The following is a 1,358-nucleotide window of genomic DNA, read 5'->3' as shown; positions in this document are numbered from 1 at the left end:
AGTCTTTGATCCAGGCTCCGACATTTAACTCACCACTTCAAGAATACTGATCTGGTTATCGAGAGTGGCTTCTCTGCGTCTCATATCAACCATATAGCCACAAGCCATAATCACGATTGCGGTAAAAAAAAGAATTGGGGCTATACTCACTCCAACAAGTTCCACCGCATAATGAGAACTTATCATTGATAATAACAAAAGGGCTAATCCTGTTTTAACGGCTACCTCTTTCTGACGTTTTGAAAGATACCATGCCTCAAGAAGAGACAGTGCCACATCCAAATAAGAATAAGAAGAATCTCCGTGCTTTCTCTTTTCGTGGCGGACAGAAACAAAACCAACTTTTTTCACCATCCCGGGAAAAAGATCATCGATAGTCAGGATTCTCGACGTTATAGAGTTAACCAGCTGAAGGCCAAGGGGCCTGGTCATCATTCTGAATGAAGTGGACTGGTAATATAGCACCCCCATAAGTGCGCCAGGAATTCTCAATATCCGCCGAGCAATTCGTTTCATAAATTGATGTCCATTCGTACCTGTACCATAAACCAAGTCAAACCCGCCTTCTTTTAAGTGCTTAACCAGAACAGGAATTTCTTCAGGCGGGTGCTGCAAATCAGAGTCCATAGTAATAACAAAATCGCCACGACTATTCGCAATGCCACACAGGGTTGCCAAACCCTGCCCATGATTGGAAGCTAGACGAATAAGTTTCAATCTTTTACTTGGCATCTCCCCTTTCAATTGTTTCAAATCGAGCCAAACGTTATCGTCGGACCCATCATCAACAATAACCACTTCAATTTCTAATTCATATGGCATTGATACAGAAAAAAGACGGCCAAGCAGCTCCTTGATTGCTTGAGCATCATTATAAACCGGTACAACAACCGAAATCCTTTCTATATTTAGGCATTGCTGTCTTTCTCTCATGGCACTCACATAAGTTATGCTGCAACATGACACACTTAACGGCAAAAAATAAAATCCATATTGATTGATTCCGGCCTCCGGCTTCACCTTCTTAAATCGAAGACGCGCATTAGCTTTTCAATATAGAGTCGCAGTCTAAAATCAACAAAAGAGCGAGCATCTGAAGGCAACGCATCTAAAAAAATGCGGGCAAAAAAGTTCGCCTTGGCTAGACCAACTCCAAATATAGCAGCAGCTCTGACTCGGACATTAGGGCGACCGTATACTTTTTTGTAACCTAGTTCTTCGCCTGTTTTCCCTACGACATAGTCGGCAATTGCTATTTCCTCACGAGTCAAATGTGCCCCCCATTCCATTGGCTTATTGCTAATAGGAGGAAGAAGAATATTTTTGTGAAGCTTCCATGCATAGGAGTTGGTAAAATA

Annotated in this window: 2 protein-coding genes; both read right to left on the bottom strand. The window is 42.2% G+C overall.

Annotated features, from left to right (window positions below; translation table 11 throughout):
- Window positions 1–24: 24 nt before the first annotated feature.
- A complete protein-coding gene (locus A3730_RS04590; RefSeq protein WP_082872253.1) occupies window positions 25–933 on the bottom strand; it encodes a glycosyltransferase in 909 nt (302 codons plus the stop codon).
- Window positions 934–1,016: 83 nt separating this feature from the next.
- The coding region (locus tag A3730_RS31045) for a hypothetical protein (protein WP_197477292.1) at window positions 1,017–1,358 on the bottom strand (342 nt) is incomplete at its 5' end.

This window comes from Alcanivorax sp. HI0044, from assembly GCF_001634945.1.
Note: the sequence above shows the minus strand (reverse complement) of the source record. Positions and strands in the feature narration are given on the sequence as shown.

Coding starts and splice junctions, on each gene's coding strand:
- A3730_RS04590 (WP_082872253.1), bottom strand. CDS start 933: ATGAGAGAAAGACAGCAATGCCTAAATATAGAAAGGATTTCGGTTGTT.